Raw genomic sequence first — 16,608 nt, forward strand, 5'->3', positions numbered from 1 at the left:
ACGCCGCGTCGCGTGCCGGGGTCCGGCACGTTTCGGGTCCGTCAACGCGACATCGATTTCGTAAACGTTCTGTGACAAAGGGGTAGGACCGACCCCCGGGGGGGCGCGGGGGCCGCGCGGGACCCCCCCGGCGGCGGCCGCGGCCGCGCTCATGTCAGCGCGTCGCGCGCCGCCCGGACGAGCGCGTCCGCGAGGCGGTCGAGCGAGGCCGAGTGCAGCCGCCACTGCTGCCAGTGCTGCGGCACGAGCGTCGCGCGCGCGTCGTCGAAGCCGACGAGCCGGCCCGCTCGCGTCGCGTGCGCGGCCTGGAGGTCGGGCAGCATGCCCCAGCCCATGCCGAGCTCGACGGCCCGGCGGAACTCGTTCGAGGCGGGGACGAAGTGCCGGGGCGGGTCGAGCGGCGCCGCGCCCGCCTCCTCGGCGCGGAGCCGCAGGTAGCGCTCCTGGAGGTCGTCCTTGCGGTCGAACGCGAGGACGGGCGCGCGCGAGAGGGTGTCGAGGTCGGCGCCGCGCGGGAACCAGCGGGCGACGAACGCGGGGCTCGCGACGGGCCGGTACCGCATGTGCCCGAGCAGCGTCGCACGGCACCCCGGGACCGGGTCGGCGACGGACGTCACCGCGGCGACGGCCGTGCCGTCGCGCAGGAGACCGACGGAGTGCTCCTCGTCCTCGCGCAGGACCTCGAGCCGCGCCCACGTCGACGCCTCCACGAGCGGGGGCAGCGCCCACGTGGTGAGGGCGTCGCCGGAGACGACGAGCGTGATCTCCGGCAGCGGGGCTCGCGCGTCCTCGTCCGGGTCGGGGCCGGGGTTCGCGCCGATGCCGAGCTCGGCGAGCACGTCCGCCTGCTGGAGCGCGAGATGCCGCGCGTGCCGCACGAGGACGCGGCCGGGCGGCGTGAGCTCGGCGGGCTTGCCGCGCCGCACGAGCACCTGGCCGACGGCCGCCTCGAGTGCGCGCATGCGCTGGCTCACCGCGGAGGGCGTGACGCCGAGGCGGCGTGCCGCGGCGTCGAAGGTCCCCGTCGCCGCGATGGCCTCCAGCGCGCGGAGCTGGTCCGGTTGCAGGTCCACCATGAGCGGATCTTACGGAACCCCAGAATCTATCGCTGTACTTCAGGGACGCGCGTGCTTAGCGTCGTCGTCGTGCTCAGCGTCCTCGCCCCCGTCGCCGCCGGTCTCGCCGCCGGCCTGTCGTTCATCGTCGCGATCGGCGCGCAGAACGCGTTCGTCCTGCGCCAGGGACTGCGGCGCGAGCACGTGCTGCCCGTCGTGCTCGTGTGCGCGGCGTCCGACCTCGTGCTCATCGCGGCCGGGACCGCCGGGCTCGGCGCGCTCGTCACCGGTGCTCCCGTGCTGCTCGCCGTCGTGCGCTGGGGCGGCGCCGCGTTCCTGCTCGCGCTCGCCGCGCTCGCGGCCCGGCGCGCGCTGCGGCCCGGCAACCTCGACCCCGCGGCCGGGGCGGGGGCGACCTCCGCGCGGTCGGCCGTCGGGACGTCGCTCGCCCTGACCTGGCTCAACCCGCACGTCTACCTCGACACCGTGCTGCTGCTCGGTTCGCTCGCGGCCGGGTACGCGGCCGCGCACGGCGCCGGCGCGGTCGGGACCGGTGCCGCGCGCTGGCTCTTCGGCGCCGGGGCGATGGTCGCGAGCGTCGTGTGGTTCACCGCGCTCGGCTACGGCGCGCGGCTCCTGGCCCCCGTCTTCGCACGGCCCGGCGCCTGGCGCGTGCTCGACGGCGCGATCGCCGTCGTCATGGCCACGATCGGGGTGTCGCTCGTGCTGGGCGGCTGAGACGACGGCGGGACGGTCGTCGCGGTCTCCGCGCGCAGCGGTCCCGCCACGCCGTCCCGCCGTCGGGACGTGGCCTCGGCTCAGTCGTTGACCTTCTTGGCCTGCTCGGCGAGGGTGTCGACGTGCTTGTCGACGGAGTCCGGCGCGACGTCCTTGATCTTGTCCGCGATCTGGTCGATCCGGTCGTCCGTCAGGAACTCCTTCGCCTTGCCGACGAGGTCGCCCAGGCCGCCCTTGTCCGCGGGTCCGTTCTCGGTCATGTCTCACCCTTTCGGTCGTGCGGGCCCCGTGCCCGCCCGCCACGAAACTAGGCCGCGGCGCGGAGGACCGCGCGCCGTCGAGCGGGTGAAAGAGCGCCGGAAGCGGTCGGTCGCGCGGGTGCACCCGCGCGGGACGTCGCCCACACTGAGGCGATGAGCACCCCGCGCTCGCTCCACCTGGAGGTCCAGGCCGAGGCCGTGGACCACCTCCGGGCGGGGCGGAGCGTCGACCTCGTCGGGCCCGCGGGCTCCGGCCGCACGACCGTGCTCGCGGAGGTGTGCCGCACGCTCCTCGACGACGAGTGGACCGTCCTGCGCGTCCAGGGCGTCGCGGCGCTGCGTGACCGGCCGCTCGAGGCGCTCGCGGTCGCGGGTCTCACGTCGCGCGCCGACCGCACGGCGCCGTCCGCCGTCGCGGGCGCGGTCGCCGCGATCGAGGGAGCGGTCCGGCCCGCGCGGACGCTCGTCGTCGTCGACGATGCGGACGACCTCGACCGCGCGAGCTCCGGTGCGCTCGTCGCCGCGCACGCGCGCGCACGGTTCGCGGTGCTCAGCGCCTCGCGGCCTCAGCCCTCCCGGTTGCGCGACCCGTACCGGCTCGCGACCGAGGTGCGCCCCGGCGTCGAGCTGCAGGTCCCCGCGCTCGGCTACGTGGACACGCAGACGCTCCTCGCCGACCTGCTGCCCGGGACGATCGACGCGGCGACCGTCGGCCGGCTCTACGCCGCGGCCGGGGGCCTGCCGGGCCTCGTCACCGCGCTCGCGGTGAACGCGCGCCGCCGCGGGCGGCTGGCGCTCGTCGACGGGACGTGGGTCGCGGGCCCGGACATGTGGACCCCGGCGCTCGCCCGCAGCGTCGCCCCGCTCGTGCAGGACCTGTCCGACGACGCGCTCGAAGCCCTGGAGACGCTGTCCCTCGCGGGGGCGGTCACGACGAGCACCGCGCGCTCGCTCGTCGCGCCGGACGCGCTCGAGGAGCTCGACGCGTGCCGCCTCCTGCGGTTCGTGCCCCGCGGGGACCAGACCGTCGTCGGCGTGTTCCCGCAGGCCGTGGCCGACCACTACCGGCACCTGGGGACGAGCGCGCGCCGCCTGCGCATCGAGGAGCGGCTGCGGCTCGCGCTGCACGTGGCCGGGAGGGGCGTCGTCGCGCTCCCCGCCGCGCCGCGGCCCGACGCGCTCGACGACGCGCCGGCCGTCGTGCGCGACCGGGCGCCGTGGGAGTCGGACACGGTGCGGCACCGCATGCTCGTGGAGCACTGGTACCGCGAGACGGTCTACCTGCGCACGCGGTGGGAGACGGAGCCGTCGCCCGCCACCGCGGTGCCCTACCTGCGGGCGCTGCTCACCGGGGACGCCGACGGCGCGACGGTGCGCGCGGTCGTCGAGGGCACGCCCCGCACGGGGGACGCGCGGTCCCTCGCCGCGCTCGACAACTGGCACGCGCTCGCGGTCGCGTTCGTCGAGAAGGACCTCGACGCGGCCCGGCGCGTGCTGCGGACGGCGCGCGCCGAGGCGGGCGCGTGGGCGCCGCTCCTCGCGAACGTCGAGGCGCACCTCGCGCTCCTCCTCGACCGGGCGCCGGACGAGCCGCCGGCGCTCGCGACGCCCGGCGAGGTCGAGGACGACGTCGCCGCGACCGCCGCGACGGTCCGGGCCGAGTGGCTCGTGTTCCGCGGCGACCCCGCCGCGGCGCTCGACCTGCTCGCCGAGCCGCGCACCCGGACCCCGCACTTCGCGAGCTCCGCCGAGGTGCTGCGGGGGCTCGCGCTCCTGCTCGACGACCGCCTGGACGAGGCCTACGCATGGTCCGCGCGCCACCTCGACGAGGCGCGCTCGGCGCTCGACGTCGACGCCGTGCACGGGCACGCGTTCGTCGTGTCCGTGGTGCTCCTGCTGCGCGGGCGCACGGCCGAGCTCCACGAGCACCTGGGCTCGGTGCTGTCCACGGGGCTGCTGTCGGCGCTGCAGCGGCCCTTCCAGTCGGCGAACCTCTCGCTCGCCGCCGCCGTCGCGCTCGTCGAGGGCCGCACGACGACGGCGCGCTCGCTCGCCGAGCAGTCGCGGTCCCTCGGCCCGGGGCCGAGCCCGCTGCCGCTCGCGCAGCCGACGTGGACGCTCGCGCGCCTCGGCGCGGGGTCGGCCGGGTTCGCCGCGACCGACGAGGCCGCGGCGGCCGACGCCCTGTGGGCTGACCACGAGGACGCGCTCGCGCGCGGGTTCCTCGTGGCCGCCGCGTCGTCCGGGGCCCTGTCGCTCGACCTCGTGCCCGACCCGCGGCGCGCGACGGCGCTCCTCGACCTGGTCGCGGACCTCCCCGCCGGCCTGCTGCGGCACGTCGAGCGCTTCGCGGCCGCCGTCGCGAGCGACGACCCCGACGTCGCCGCGGGACGGGGGACGGGCCTGGTCGAGGACGGGCAGGTGCTGATCGGCGCGCGGGCGCTCGCCGTCGCGATCCGCCGGCTGCGCGCCGAGGGCGACGTGCGGCGCGCGACCGCCGTCCTCGACGACGCGCGCGCCCGGCTGGAGGCGCACGGCCGGCCGGCCGTCGCGATCCTCGACCTGCTCGCGCCGTCGGGCGACCTCACCGACCGCGAGCGCGAGGTCGCGCGGCTCGTCGCCGAGGGCCTGACGAACCAGGCGGTCGCCGACCGGCTGCACGTGAGCGTGCGCACGGTCGAGAACCACCTGCACCGCGCGTTCCGCAAGCTCGGCATCGACGGGCGCGACCGCCTCGCCGACGCGCTCGACGCCTGACCGGCTCTCGCCCCGGAGCACGGTGGCCGGGGCCGGTGCTCCGGGACGCGGGCCCGCGCCGCGTCGTCAGGCCGCCGCGACGGCGACTCGCGGCGGCGGGGCGTCCCGGCGCACGTGGTGCCACCCGGCGTCACGCGCCGTGGCGGCGAGCCAGCAGGCGCGGACGAACGCGAGCTGGAGGAACATGTCGTAGGCCAGCTCCGGGAGGACGGCGGACGCGACGAGGCGGCCGCGGCGCCCGACGCGCCACACCGTGACGAGCCGCTCGGTGACGAGCACCGCGCCGACCGCGAGCCAGAAGGGCACGAGCCGGAACGTGCCCGTCGCGACCGAGAGCGCCGTGAGGACGACGAGCGCGGCGAGCATGAGCGTGCCGATCGCCAGCATGGCCTGCTGACCCACGTACCGGGCGGTGACGCGCGTGAACCCGTAGGCGCGCAGGTTGTCGAGCATGCCCTTGTACCAGCGCACGCGCTGACGGTGCAGGTCGCGCGGCGTCGGCATGAGCTCCGTGGTGCACGACATGCTCGCCGGCGACGCGAGCTCGTAGCCGAGCGTGCGCAGCGCGAGCGTGAGCTCGGAGTCCTCGGTGATGGCCCTGGGGTCGTACGCCGCCCCGGGCGGGCCGGGGAGCGTACGTCCGCGCGCCCGGGCGACGGCCGCCAGCGCGTCGCGCCGCACGAGCGCGGCGGTGCCGGTGAGCACCGAGGTGCGTCCGGTGACGTCCACCTGGACGCCGTAGCGCTCGTACTCGTTGGCCTGGAGCTGCTCGAGGAGCGACGCGGGCGGCGTCCCGCGGAACACGCCCCCGACGGCCCCGAGCGTGGGCCGGGCGTCGAGGAGCGCGAGCCCCTCGGCGACGAACGTCGGGGCGATCGTCGTGTCGGCGTCGAGGACGAGCACGAGCTCTGCCTCGACGCGGGCGAGCGCCTGGTTGAGCGCGCCCGCCTTGCGGTCCGTGTTGCCGACCGTCTCGAGGACGTCGGCACCCAGTGCGCGAGCGACCTCGACGGTCGCGTCCGTGCTGTTGTCCGAGACGACGACGACCCGGTCGACGGGCCGCGTCTGCGCGCGCAGCGACGCGAGCGTCGCGGGCAGCGCCTCGGCCTCGTCGTGGGCGGGGACGAGCGCGACCACGCGCGGCGTGGTCGCGCCCGGGGCACCGGTCACGTCTCCTCCTGGCGTCGTCGGCGGCGCAGGACCCGCACCACCATCACGAGCGCGACGCCGGCCATGAGCAGCGTCCAGGCACCGACCAGGTAGTAGCCCGTGGCCATCACCCCCGTGGCTGCGAGAACCGGTGCCGTCTGAGCACTTCCCATCTGGTACATCGATCCACCTCCATCTCGTCGGTGGAACCACCGTGCGGTAGCGCGCGCGGTACTCAGCGGGCCTCGGGGACGGGTTGAGGGGCCGGGGGCGGGCGGGTGCGTGGGCACGGTCGACGGACGCGTACCGCGGGCCGACCGCGTAGGTGGTCGGCACGGTCCTGCGCCGGACGGTCCCGACGCGTTTCCGGAGGTCCGTCGAGGGCTACGGGCGAGGGTTCTCCCGGCGCCACGGCTTCTCGTCGCGCCGCGTGCCGGTCCCGGCGGCGCACCGCCGGCACACCGAGGTGACGGCGTCCGCGTCACGGCCCGTGGCGGGCTGGACGTCGGCCCACGTGACGTGCGGGAAGCGCGTGAGCCCCTGGCGGCTGAGCTGCAGGCGGCACACGGTCTGGTTGGTGCCGCGCTCCCACGCGTGCACCTCGCCCGCGGGCATGCGGACGCCGTCCGGGTCGGTCCACGTGCCCGTCGCCGCGACCGCCGCACCCGAGACGCGTTTGCGCATCGTCCTCACCTCCGGGGCCCATCGTCCGCCGGGCCCGGGGCGCTCGCAGGGGAGCGGGGGAGGCCCGGGCGTGCAGCCGTCCGGGTGCGGCCTGTGCCGGCTCGCGCCCGAGGTGCGTGCCGGCGTCGACCTGCCGCGGGCGGGATCCGGCGCCGAGGCGGGAGGCGGGCGCCGCGGCCGTCACCCGCCCGCCGACAGCGGGCGGCTCCAGGCGACCTCGTGGTCGAGCCGGCCCGTCCGGGCGAACAGCCGGACCTGCTGGGTGTCGGGCAGGGACGCGGCGAGCTCGGAGCACTCGGCCCGGGAGAAGCCGAGCCCCTGCCAGAACGGGCCCGACCGGCGCGAGAACAGCCACGCCCGCGTCGCGCCGCGCGCCGCGGCCTCGGCGAGGGCGTGCTCGGCCAGGCGGGCCCCGCGGCCCGACCCCCGGTGCCCGGGCGCGACGGCGACGCTCCGCACCAGGGCGTGCCGACCGTCCGCGCTGAGCTCGATCCCCGTGCTCCCCACGATCTCGCCGTGCTCATCGCGCTCGACCCACAGGTGGACCGCGGGCTCGTCGAGGCCGGCGACGGTGAGGTCGACGTCCGTCAGGAAGCCTCGGAGCGCGTCGACGTCGGTCTCGTGGAGATGGGAGATCGGCACGACGACCATCGTGGCGCGCACCGGCGGGCCGCGCCACGACGTCTCACCGCGGCCCGCGGGTCGCCGCGCCGCCCGCGTCAGGTGAGGTGGTCGAAGTCGCCGCGCACCCACGCGGCGTGACGCTGCGCCGAGCGGAGCACGACGTCCCGCGCGTCGGCCGGGATCACGCCCTCGAAGTTGTTGTAGAGGCGCTCGAACGGCCGCCGCGCGACGTGCTCCGCGACGCGCAGCACGACGGCCGCGGACAGCGGGATGCGGTTCGGGTAGGAGCGCATGAAGCTCACCGACGTGCGGTCGGGGTTGGCGAAGATCGTGTCCCCGGACAGGAGCACGCCCCGCCCGTCGGCCCCCGCTGCCCAGTGCGCCACGGCGCTCCCGGGGAAGTGCCCGCCCGGCTGCGACAGCACGACGCCGGGCAGCACCTCGCGCTCGCCGCTCCACGTCTCGATCACGGGGTCGGGTCGCGCGACCCAGTGCGCGTCGGCCTCCGCGACGAGCACGGGCACGCCGCCGAGCGCGCGGCTCCACTCGACCTGGACGCCGTACATGTGGGGGTGGCTCGCGGCGATCGCGACGACCGGGCCGAGCGCGCGCACCTGCGCGACGGCGTCGTCGTCCAGGTACCCCGGCGGGTCCCACAGCAGGGAGCCGGAGGGCGTGCGCAGGATCTTGGCCTGCTGCCCGATCCCGACGCTCGGCTCGCTCGACAGGCCGAACAGGTCCGGCTCGAGCTCGGTGAGGACGAGGCGCTCGCCCGCGGCGGCGAGCTCGGCGAGGGTGGTCCAGGCCTGCCCGGTCGCCGGGACCCACTGACGCTCGTCCGCGCAGATCGCGCACACGTCCGGCCGGGTCGCGTGCTCGACCGCGCACGTGCGGCAGAGCCACCAGTCCTCGTCGCGGGGCGTGCCGGTCTGCGGTGATGGCGTCGTCGTCATGGGACAGGTCTACCGCGTCCGTCCGACACGCACCGGTCTGCGAGACTTGCGCCCTCATGATCACGACCCTCCTCGTCCTGCACCCGTGGCTCTCGCCGCTCGCCCTCGCCCTCCTCGTCGTCCTCGGCCCGCTCGTCGGGGCGTGGCTCGTGCGGCGCCCCCGCGTCGCGTGGGCGCTGTTCGCGCTCTCCCTCGTGCCGGTCCTCCTGCTCACGCTCGTGCCCGTGGACCGCGAGCTCTTCGCGGTGTGCACGGTCGAGTGGGCGCTGCCGACCCCGGGCCGGGTCGAGCTCGCGGCGAACGTCGTGCTGTTCGTGCCGCCCGTGCTCCTCGCCGCGGTCGCGCTGCGGCGCCCGCTCGCCGCGCTGCTCGGCGGCGTCGTCGCGTCCGCGCTCGTCGAGGCGTTCCAGGCGCTCGTCCCGGCGCTCGGGCGGTCGTGCGACACGAACGACTGGCTCTCCAACTCGATCGGCGCGCTGATCGGCGCGGGGCTCGCGCTCGTCGCGCTCCGCCTCGCCGCGCGCCGGGACGGGGCGGCGGATCGGGACGCGGCCTCTCGCGTGCGCGTTCCCTAGTCCGCGCTCCCGTGCCGGGACGAGCCGCCGGACGACTCGCGTGGGAACGCTTCCACAACGGTGGTCCCGCGGGTTAGCGTGGGTCCTCGGGCGTCGCCCGTCACCGCCGACCGGACCTGCCCACGGAGCGTCCATGCCGACCGTCACGCTCGACGACGTCGCCGCGGCCGCGCGCGTCTCGCGGTCGACGGCGTCCCGCGTCGTGCGCGGCACGGGACCGGTCTCGGCCGAGGCGCGCCGCGCGGTGCTCGCCGCGGTCGAGCACCTCGGGTACGTGCCGCACCCGGGCGCGCGGGCGCTCGCGAGCGGCCACGGCGAGCGCGTCGTCGTCGCGGTCGGGTCGCCGTCGGCGGACCTGCTCGCCGACCCGTACGTCGCGCGCGTCGTGTCCGCCGCGAGCCGCGCGGCGGACACGCAGGGTGTGGGCGTCGCGCTGCGGTGGCTCGGGCTCGACCCGCGCGACGAGCTCCGCCGCCTCGCGCGCGACCCGGGCGTGGGCGGCGTGCTCCTCGTCGACTACACCGCGGACGTGCTCGCGAGCGTGCCGCGCGACCTCGTGGCGCGCGTGGCCGCGATCGGCCCGGCCGACGGGCGCGTGCCCTCGTACGACGTCGACGCCGCCGCGGGGATCGCCGCGCTCGTGGAGCACGTGCTCGCCACGGGCCGTCGCGACGTCGTCATGGTCACCGGGCCGGGGTGGCTCCCCGGCTCCCGGCGGGCCGTCGACGCCTACGAGGCCGTGACCCGGGCCGCGGGCGTCCCGCGGCGCGTGGTGTCCGCGGACCTCACGACCGGCGCGGGCGCGGACGCCGCGCGCGAGGCGCGGCGCCGCTGGCCCGGCGTCGACGCGCTCGTCGCGATGAGCGACACCCTCGCCGTCGGCGCGATGCGCGCGCTCGCGGCGGACGGCGTCCGCGTGCCCGACGACGTCGCCGTCACCGGGTTCGACGACCAGCCGTTCGCGGAGCAGGCCGGGCCCGGGCTGACGACGGCGACCCACCCCGTGGAACGGATCGCGGCCGCCGCGACGACGGCGCTGCTGGGGCGCCGCCGCGAGGAGCGGCGCACGTTCCCGTCGGTCGTGGTCCGCCGCGGGAGCGCCTGACCCGGACTACGCCTGGTGCCGGCCGCCCGCGTCCTCCGGACCGGGCCGGGCACCGGTGTCGGGCCGCGTGTGGTCGTCGGGCGCGGTGTCCGTGCGGAGCCGGGTGTGGTCGTGGGGCGCGGCGTCCGTGCGGGGCCGGGTGCGGTCGTCGGGCGCGTCGGTGGCGGTCGGCTCGTCGGCGCCGGTCGAGCGGCCGCGGCTCTCGCGCAGGGCGCGTCCCTGCTCGACGGTCTCCTCGCGCTTGGCCGCCTTCTTGTCGCTCGCGCGCGTGTCGCGCGGCGGGAGCTGCAGGCGCTCCTCCGCCGGCATGCCGCTCTGCAGCTCGCGGCTGCGCTCGAGCTCCGCGTCGAGCTCGGCGCCGAGCAGGAGCGCGAGGTTCGTCAGCCAGAGCCACAGGAGGAAGATGATGACGCCCGCGAGGGTGCCGTACGTGGCGCCGTAGCTGCTGAAGCCGCTGCCGAGGTAGAGGCCGAACCCGGCCGACGCGAGCACCCACACGAGGATCGCGAGGACCGCGCCCGGGCTCACCCAGCGGAACTTCGGCTGCTTGACGTTGGGCGTGAGGTGGTACAGCAGCGCGACGAGGACGACGACGAGCAGGAGCGCGACCGGCCACTTCGCGACCTGCCAGACGGCGATCGCGGTGTCCCCGAGGCCGACGAGCTCGCCCACCTGGCGGGCGATCGGCCCGGACAGGACGAGGCTGCCGACGACGAGGCCCGCGAGCAGGACGGTGATGACGGTGACGCCGAGCATCACGGGGCGCAGCTTCCAGATGGGCCGCCCCTCCTGGACCTCGTAGATGCGGTTCATCGACCGGGAGAACGCGCCCACGTAGCCCGACGCCGACCACAGGGCCAGCACGACACCGATGACGAGCGCAAAACCGGCCTTGTCCGTGTTCGCGGCGTTCTCCACGAGCGGCTCGATCATGTCGAGCGTCGTGGCCGGCACGACGCCCTCGACGCTCTGCAGCACCGAGTCGACGGCCTTCTCGCCGTCGCCCACGAGCCCCAGGATCGACACGAGCGCCAGCAGCGCGGGCGCCGAGGCCAGCACGGCGTAGTAGGTGAGCGCCGCCGCGAGGTCGGTGCACTGGTCGTCCATGAACTCCCGCACCGCGCCCTTGAGCGCGAACCCCCACGAGGGCTTGTGCAGGTCGGTGGGCGAACCGGGCTTGTGCCCGGCGTCGGGCGCGGGGCGCTCGGTGGCGGCGGTCATGGGCCCTCCTCGGTCGACGTCGCGACGAGCCGCGCCCCTCGGCGCCCCCGCCGGGCCTTTCCGCCTCCAGGCTGGGTTCGCCCTCGACCGCTCGCAAGCCGCGCGGGCCTGCGACGTGCGACGTCGTGCGCGGCGGCGGAGGTGAGATCGGCAGCCGGAAGTGAGATCGGCGGTCGTGCGTGCCGATGTCGGGTGGGACTGCCGACGTCGGGCCGGACCGCCGATCTCGCGTCGTCCACACATCCCCGGCACCCGGAGCGCGGCGCGTGAACCACACCCGCCGGGTGATGCCCCGCGCGGCGGGGCGGACCTACCGTCGTCGCGTCGTCGGCCGCCGTGCGGTCGGTAGTCCTCGAGAAACAGGGGTTCGACCATGAGTGACGAGCCGCGCCGGTCCGTCGTCGGGACGCCGTTGCCCGCCGAGCGCTCCCTGCCGTTCCCGCCCCGCCGCTCCGGCAGCGTCGCCGGGCGGACGATCCAGGAGTCCACGTACTCGCCGCTCCCGCCGGAGCGGCACCTGCCCGCGGACGCGCCGAACGTCGTCGTGATCCTCATCGACGACGCCGGGCCGGCCCTCCCGACGACGCTCGGCGGCGCGGTCCGCACCCCGACGCTCGACCGCGTGCGCGCGAACGGGATCGGGTACAACCGGTTCCACACCACCGCGATGTGCTCGCCCACGCGCGCGTCCCTGCTCACCGGGCGCAACCACCACCGGGTGGGCAACGGGCAGATCGCGGAGCTCGCGAACGACTGGGACGGCTACTCGGGCCACATCCCGAAGTCCAGCGCGACGATCGCCGAGGTGCTGCGCCAGTACGGGTACGCGACCGGCGCGTGGGGCAAGTGGCACAACACCCCGGCGGAGGAGACGACGGCGGCCGGCCCGTTCGACCGATGGCCCACCGGGTACGGGTTCGAGTACTTCTACGGCTTCCTCGCGGGCGAGGCGTCGCAGTACGAGCCGAACCTGGTGCGCAACACGACGCTCGTGCGGCCGCCGCGCACGCCGGAGGAGGGGTACCACCTCAGCGAGGACATCGCCGACGACGCGATGCGCTGGCTGCGCGACCACAAGGCGAACGCGCCGGACAAGCCGTTCTTCGTCTACTGGGCCACGGGCGCCCTGCACGGGCCGCACCACATCATGAAGGAGTGGGCGGACCGGTACGCCGGGGCGTTCGACGACGGCTGGGACGTGTACCGCGAGCGGGCGCTCGCGGGCGCGAAGGCTGCGGGGTGGGTGCCCGAGGACGCGGAGCTGACCCCGCGCCCGGAGAGTCTCGCGGCGTGGGACGACATCCCCGACGACCAGAAGGCGTTCCAGGCGCGGCTCATGGAGGTCGCGGCGGGCTTCGGCGAGCACGCCGACGTGCAGGCGGGCCGGCTCCTCGACGAGGTCGAGCGGCTCGGGTACGGCGAGAGCACGATCGTCGTCTACATCTGGGGCGACAACGGGTCCTCCGGCGAGGGGCAGAACGGCACGATCAGCGAGCTCCTGGCCCAGAACGGCATCCCGTCGAGGGTCGAGCAGCACCTCGCAGCGCTGGAGGAGCTCGGGGGCCTCGACGCGCTCGGCACCCCCGCGACGGACAACCAGTACCACGCCGCGTGGGCGTGGGCCGGGTCGTCGCCGTACCAGGGCATGAAGCTCCTCGCGTCCCACCTCGGCGGCACCCGCAACCCGATGTTCGTGAGCTGGCCCGGGCACATCGAGCCCGACCCCGTGCCGCGCACCCAGTTCCACCACGTCGTGGACCTCGTGCCGACGATCTACGAGATCCTCGGCATCTCCCACCCGGAGACGGTGAACGGCGTCCCGCAGGACCCGATCGACGGGACGAGCCTCGCGTACTCGATCGACGACGCCGGCGCCGAGGGCCGCCGTCGGACGCAGTACTTCGAGATCATGGGCAGCCGGTCGATCTATGCGGACGGCTGGATGGCGTCGGCCACCGGGCCCCGTCTGCCGTGGGTGCAGGGCATGCCGCCCGGCATCCGCACGTGGACGCCGGACGAGGACCCCTGGGAGCTGTACCACCTCGACGAGGACTGGAGCCAGGCGCACGACCTCGCCGCGGAGCACCCGGAGAAGCTCGCCCAGCTCAAGGAGCTGTTCGCGATCGAGGCGGCCCGCAACGACGTCCTGCCCGTGGGCGGCGGCCTGTGGGTCCCCGTGATGCACCCCGAGGACCGCATCAGCCCGCCGTACACGGAGTGGGACCTGTCGGGCGACACGGTACGCGTCCCGGAGTTCTGCGCCCCCGCGCTCGGCAACCGGCCCAACCGCGTCGAGATCCGCCTCACGGTGCCGGACGCCACGAACGGCGTGCTCTACAAGCTCGGCGGCGCGGGCGGCGGCCTCACGTGCTTCCTGCTCGACGGCGTCCTCACGTACGAGTACAACCTCTTCCTCGTCCAGCGGACAGTGGTCCGCTCGGGTGCGCCGCTCGCGGCGGGCGAGCACACCGTCGAGGTCGTCACGACGTACGTCGAGCCCCGCCCGGCCGGGCCGCTGTCCGTCGTGCTGCGGGTCGACGGCGCGGACGTCGGCTCGGGCACCGTGCCGGTGAGCGCGCCGCTGCTGTTCTCCGCGAACGACTGCCTCGACGTGGGGCGGGCGTACGGCGGCGCGGTGTCGCGCGCGTACGCCGACCGCATGCCGTTCGCGCTCGACGGGACCGTCGACGCCGTGCACGTCGAGTACCTCGTGCCCGACGTGGCGGGACGCGCCGGCTGAGCGCCCGCCCGACGGCCGGGCTGCGGCAGCCTGGGCCGGTGCCCTCCCGGGCGACTTCACACTCTCCGGGTGAGGACGCGGGCGGCGCCCGCGGACGACCCTGGGGACAGTCGCTCGCCCGCAGTGGGGCGGACGCCGCGTCCGGGCGCCCGCCGCGCGCCGGGCACCGCCGGGCCGGGGCTCCGGTCCGGTCCTCACGAAGGAGGACCTCGTGCCAGGACTGCTCCGCGGTGTCGCGCGCACCGCCGTCATCGCCGGGACCGCGACCGCCGTGTCCAACCGCGTCTCCCGCCGCCAGGCGGGCCGCTGGGCCCAGCAGGAGGCCCAGCAGGAGCCGCAGTACGCGCCGCCCCCGCAGTACGCACCGGCGCCGCAGTACGCGCCCCCGCCCGCGCCGGCGCCCGCCCCCGCGCCGGCCCCCGCCGCGGCGACCGGCATGGACGCGCGCATCGAGCAGCTCACCCAGCTCGGCGCGCTGCGCGACCAGGGCGTGCTCACCCCGGAGGAGTTCGAGGCGCAGAAGGCGCGGATCCTCGCCGGCTGAGCCCGCCCTCCACCCGACCCTCGACCGCGCCGGGACACCGGCACGCCGGAAGGACCGTCATGACCGACGACCACGTGCTCCGACCGACCTACACGCGAGCCGGCGTCCGGGCGGTCGCCCCACGGTTCACCATGCCCGACGCCGAGATGGAGCCGACGTCCGCCTACCAGGTCGTCCACGACGAGGTGATGCTCGACGGCAACTCGCGACTCAACCTCGCGACGTTCGTCGCGACGTGGATGGGCGACGAGGCGGACCGCCTCTACGCCGAGGTCTACGACAAGAACATGGTCGACAAGGACGAGTACCCGCGCACCGCGGCCGTCGAGGAGAACTGCTGGCGCATCCTCGCGTCGCTGTGGAACGTGCCCGACGTGCACGCGTGCATCGGCACCTCGACGATCGGGTCGTCCGAGGCGTGCATGCTCGGCGGCCTCGCGCTCAAGCGGCGCTGGCAGCTCGCGCGCCGCGCGGCGGGGAAGCCGGCCGACCGGCCCAACCTCGTCATGAGCTCGGCGGTGCAGGTGTGCTGGGAGAAGTTCTGCAACTACTTCGAGGTCGAGGCGCGCTACGTGCCGATCACGGAGGAGCACCCGTGCCTCGACGGCAGCGCCGTCGCGCAGTACGTGGACGAGAACACGATCGGCGTCGTCGCGATCATGGGCGTCACCTACACCGGCATGTACGAGCCCGTGAAGGAGATCGCGGCGGCGCTCGACGCGCTCCAGGCGAGCACCGGCCTCGACGTCCCGATCCACGTCGACGGCGCGTCCGGCGCCATGATCGCGCCGTTCCTCCAGCCCGACGTCGAGTGGGACTTCCGGCTCGAGCGCGTGCACTCGATCAGCACGTCGGGGCACAAGTACGGCCTCGTCTACCCGGGCGTGGGCTGGGTCGTGTGGCGCACGCTCGACGCGCTGCCCGAGGAGCTGATCTTCCGCGTGAGCTACCTCGGCGGCGACATGCCGACGCTCGCGCTCAACTTCTCGCGCCCCGGCGCGCAGGTGCTGCTGCAGTACTACCAGTTCCTGCGCCTCGGCCGGGAGGGCTACACCGCGATCCAGCAGGAGTGCCAGGACGTCGCCAGGTACGTCGCGCACGGCATCGAGGAGATCGGCGCGTTCGAGCTGTGGAACGACGGGTCGGACATCCCCGTGTTCGCGTGGCGCCTCAAGGCGGGGCACACCGAGAACTGGGACCTCTACCACCTCTCGGACCGCCTGCGCATGAAGGGCTGGCTCGTGCCCGCCTACCCGATGCCGGACGACCTCGCCGACCTCACCGTCCAGCGGATCGTCGTGCGCAACGGCGTGAGCCGCGACCTCGCGTCCGAGCTCCTCGAGGACATCCGCGTCGAGACCGCGTGGCTCGACGGCCTCACGTCCCCGATGCCGGCGCAGGGCCGGCGCTCGGGCTTCCACCACTGACGCGCGTGGACGCCGGGGCGGGGGCGATGCCCGGCACGTCGCGGGCCGCGGCGTCGCCGCGCCGTCGGCTGCGCCGCGAGGCGTGGGGGTTCGCGGTCGGCTCGCTGTGCTTCCTCGTCGGGGCCCTCCCGCCCTACGCGGACGCGGTGGGCGCGGTCGTCGTCGGGGTGACGTTCGTCGTCGGCGCGGTGTTCTTCACGGCCGCCGCGTTCGTCCAGCTGAGCCTGAGCGGGCGGCGCCCGCCGCGGGCCGGGACGCACCCGGCCGACCGCTGGGACTGGTGGGCCGCCGCGGTCCAGCTCGTCGGGACGCTGTGCTTCAACGTCAGCACGACGGCGGCCCTCGTCGCCGCGGTCGAGGACCCGACGCTGCTCGGCGCGGGCTGGAAGCCCGACGCGTACGGGTCCGTCGCGTTCCTCGTCTCGTCGGCGTTCGCGGTCGTCGCCACGCGCGACCGCGGTCACCTGTGGGACACCGACGCGCGCACGTGGCACGGGACCTGGCTCAACCTGCTCGGGTCGGTCGCGTTCGGCGCGTCCGCCGTCGGCGCGTACGTCGCGCCGAGCACGGGGGAGTACGTGAGCGCGTGGTGGGACGACGCCGGCACGCTCGTCGGGGCCGTGTGCTTCCTCGTCGCGGCCCTGCTCTCGTGGCGGTCGGCCGACGCCCCGGCCGGGGGGGGGGGGGGGGGCGGGCGGGGCCCCGCCGGGGGCGGGGGGGGGGGGGGGGCGGCGGGGGGGCGGCGGGGGGGGGGGGCGGGGGCCGCGCCGGCCCCG

Annotated in this window: 15 protein-coding genes; 8 read left to right on the plus strand and 7 right to left on the minus strand. The window is 76.0% G+C overall.

What is annotated here, in order from left to right:
- Positions 1–149: 149 nt before the first annotated feature.
- On the minus strand, positions 150–1,076 hold the full coding sequence (locus tag GYH36_RS17155; RefSeq protein ID WP_162290473.1) for an ArgP/LysG family DNA-binding transcriptional regulator: 927 nt from the start codon (positions 1,074–1,076) through the stop codon (positions 150–152).
- Between the two features lie 51 nt (positions 1,077–1,127).
- Here GYH36_RS17155 and GYH36_RS17160 point away from each other — a divergent pair, with 51 nt between their 5' ends.
- A complete protein-coding gene (locus GYH36_RS17160) occupies positions 1,128–1,793 on the plus strand; it encodes a LysE/ArgO family amino acid transporter (RefSeq protein WP_312028691.1) in 666 nt (221 codons plus the stop codon).
- Positions 1,794–1,873: 80 nt separating this feature from the next.
- On the opposite strand, the gene GYH36_RS17165 is transcribed toward GYH36_RS17160, so the two are convergent.
- Entirely contained in the window at positions 1,874–2,053 is a 180-nt protein-coding gene (locus GYH36_RS17165; protein WP_024842085.1) for a hypothetical protein, read from the minus strand.
- Between the two features lie 153 nt (positions 2,054–2,206).
- Between GYH36_RS17165 and GYH36_RS17170 the strand changes: the two genes are divergently transcribed.
- Positions 2,207–4,810 carry a LuxR C-terminal-related transcriptional regulator gene (locus tag GYH36_RS17170; protein WP_162290474.1) on the plus strand — a complete coding sequence of 868 codons (2,604 nt, stop codon included), beginning with the start codon at positions 2,207–2,209 and terminating at the stop codon, positions 4,808–4,810.
- Positions 4,811–4,876: 66 nt separating this feature from the next.
- On the opposite strand, the gene GYH36_RS17175 is transcribed toward GYH36_RS17170, so the two are convergent.
- The 4 genes from GYH36_RS17175 to GYH36_RS17190 form a co-directional block, all read right to left on the minus strand.
- The gene (locus GYH36_RS17175) at positions 4,877–5,980 is read right to left on the minus strand and encodes a glycosyltransferase family 2 protein (protein ID WP_162290475.1); all 1,104 of its coding nucleotides are present in this window, start codon (positions 5,978–5,980) and stop codon (positions 4,877–4,879) included.
- Between the two features lie 363 nt (positions 5,981–6,343).
- Complete coding sequence (locus GYH36_RS17180) at positions 6,344–6,643, minus strand: hypothetical protein (protein WP_024842082.1); 300 nt, start codon at positions 6,641–6,643, stop codon at positions 6,344–6,346.
- A 180-nt stretch (positions 6,644–6,823) separates the two neighbouring features.
- A complete protein-coding gene (locus GYH36_RS17185; protein ID WP_312028692.1) occupies positions 6,824–7,285 on the minus strand; it encodes a GNAT family N-acetyltransferase in 462 nt (153 codons plus the stop codon).
- Between the two features lie 77 nt (positions 7,286–7,362).
- The gene (locus GYH36_RS17190; RefSeq protein WP_162290476.1) at positions 7,363–8,220 is read right to left on the minus strand and encodes an MBL fold metallo-hydrolase; all 858 of its coding nucleotides are present in this window, start codon (positions 8,218–8,220) and stop codon (positions 7,363–7,365) included.
- 56 nt (positions 8,221–8,276) lie between these two features.
- On the opposite strand from GYH36_RS17190, the gene GYH36_RS17195 reads away from it, so the two are divergent.
- Together GYH36_RS17195 and GYH36_RS17200 are read left to right on the plus strand one after the other, a co-directional pair.
- A complete protein-coding gene (locus GYH36_RS17195; protein WP_115941596.1) occupies positions 8,277–8,795 on the plus strand; it encodes a VanZ family protein in 519 nt (172 codons plus the stop codon).
- Between the two features lie 133 nt (positions 8,796–8,928).
- Positions 8,929–9,900, plus strand: coding sequence for a LacI family DNA-binding transcriptional regulator (locus GYH36_RS17200; protein ID WP_024842078.1), 972 nt, complete (start codon positions 8,929–8,931; stop codon positions 9,898–9,900).
- Positions 9,901–9,906: 6 nt separating this feature from the next.
- On the opposite strand, the gene GYH36_RS17205 is transcribed toward GYH36_RS17200, so the two are convergent.
- A complete protein-coding gene (locus GYH36_RS17205; protein ID WP_203231990.1) occupies positions 9,907–11,121 on the minus strand; it encodes a YihY/virulence factor BrkB family protein in 1,215 nt (404 codons plus the stop codon).
- Between the two features lie 373 nt (positions 11,122–11,494).
- Here GYH36_RS17205 and GYH36_RS17210 point away from each other — a divergent pair, with 373 nt between their 5' ends.
- From GYH36_RS17210 to GYH36_RS17225, 4 genes are all read left to right on the plus strand, one after another.
- On the plus strand, positions 11,495–13,861 hold the full coding sequence (locus GYH36_RS17210) for an arylsulfatase (protein ID WP_162290477.1): 2,367 nt from the start codon (positions 11,495–11,497) through the stop codon (positions 13,859–13,861).
- A 211-nt stretch (positions 13,862–14,072) separates the two neighbouring features.
- Positions 14,073–14,405, plus strand: coding sequence for an SHOCT domain-containing protein (locus GYH36_RS17215; protein WP_024842075.1), 333 nt, complete (start codon positions 14,073–14,075; stop codon positions 14,403–14,405).
- Positions 14,406–14,464: 59 nt separating this feature from the next.
- On the plus strand, positions 14,465–15,832 hold the full coding sequence (gene gad, locus GYH36_RS17220) for a glutamate decarboxylase (RefSeq protein WP_162290478.1): 1,368 nt from the start codon (positions 14,465–14,467) through the stop codon (positions 15,830–15,832).
- Positions 15,833–15,858: 26 nt separating this feature from the next.
- Positions 15,859–16,608, plus strand: a 750-nt coding sequence (locus tag GYH36_RS17225; protein ID WP_203231991.1) for a hypothetical protein, incomplete at its 3' end; no start/stop codon positions are given.

This window comes from Cellulosimicrobium composti (assembly GCF_010287905.1).
Lineage (GTDB): Bacteria > Actinomycetota > Actinomycetes > Actinomycetales > Cellulomonadaceae > Cellulosimicrobium > Cellulosimicrobium composti.

What these genes read in the sequence shown, in the direction of transcription:
- GYH36_RS17205 (WP_203231990.1), bottom strand. Translation starts at nt 11,121, where the DNA reads ATGACCGCCGCCACCGAGCGCCCCGCGCCCGACGCCGGGCACAAGCCC.
- GYH36_RS17200 (WP_024842078.1), top strand. Translation starts at nt 8,929, where the DNA reads ATGCCGACCGTCACGCTCGACGACGTCGCCGCGGCCGCGCGCGTCTCG.
- GYH36_RS17195 (WP_115941596.1), top strand. Translation starts at nt 8,277, where the DNA reads ATGATCACGACCCTCCTCGTCCTGCACCCGTGGCTCTCGCCGCTCGCC.
- GYH36_RS17190 (WP_162290476.1), bottom strand. Translation starts at nt 8,220, where the DNA reads ATGACGACGACGCCATCACCGCAGACCGGCACGCCCCGCGACGAGGAC.
- GYH36_RS17210 (WP_162290477.1), top strand. Translation starts at nt 11,495, where the DNA reads ATGAGTGACGAGCCGCGCCGGTCCGTCGTCGGGACGCCGTTGCCCGCC.
- GYH36_RS17170 (WP_162290474.1), top strand. Translation starts at nt 2,207, where the DNA reads ATGAGCACCCCGCGCTCGCTCCACCTGGAGGTCCAGGCCGAGGCCGTG.
- GYH36_RS17165 (WP_024842085.1), bottom strand. Translation starts at nt 2,053, where the DNA reads ATGACCGAGAACGGACCCGCGGACAAGGGCGGCCTGGGCGACCTCGTC.
- GYH36_RS17155 (WP_162290473.1), bottom strand. Translation starts at nt 1,076, where the DNA reads ATGGTGGACCTGCAACCGGACCAGCTCCGCGCGCTGGAGGCCATCGCG.
- GYH36_RS17180 (WP_024842082.1), bottom strand. Translation starts at nt 6,643, where the DNA reads ATGCGCAAACGCGTCTCGGGTGCGGCGGTCGCGGCGACGGGCACGTGG.
- gad (WP_162290478.1), top strand. Translation starts at nt 14,465, where the DNA reads ATGACCGACGACCACGTGCTCCGACCGACCTACACGCGAGCCGGCGTC.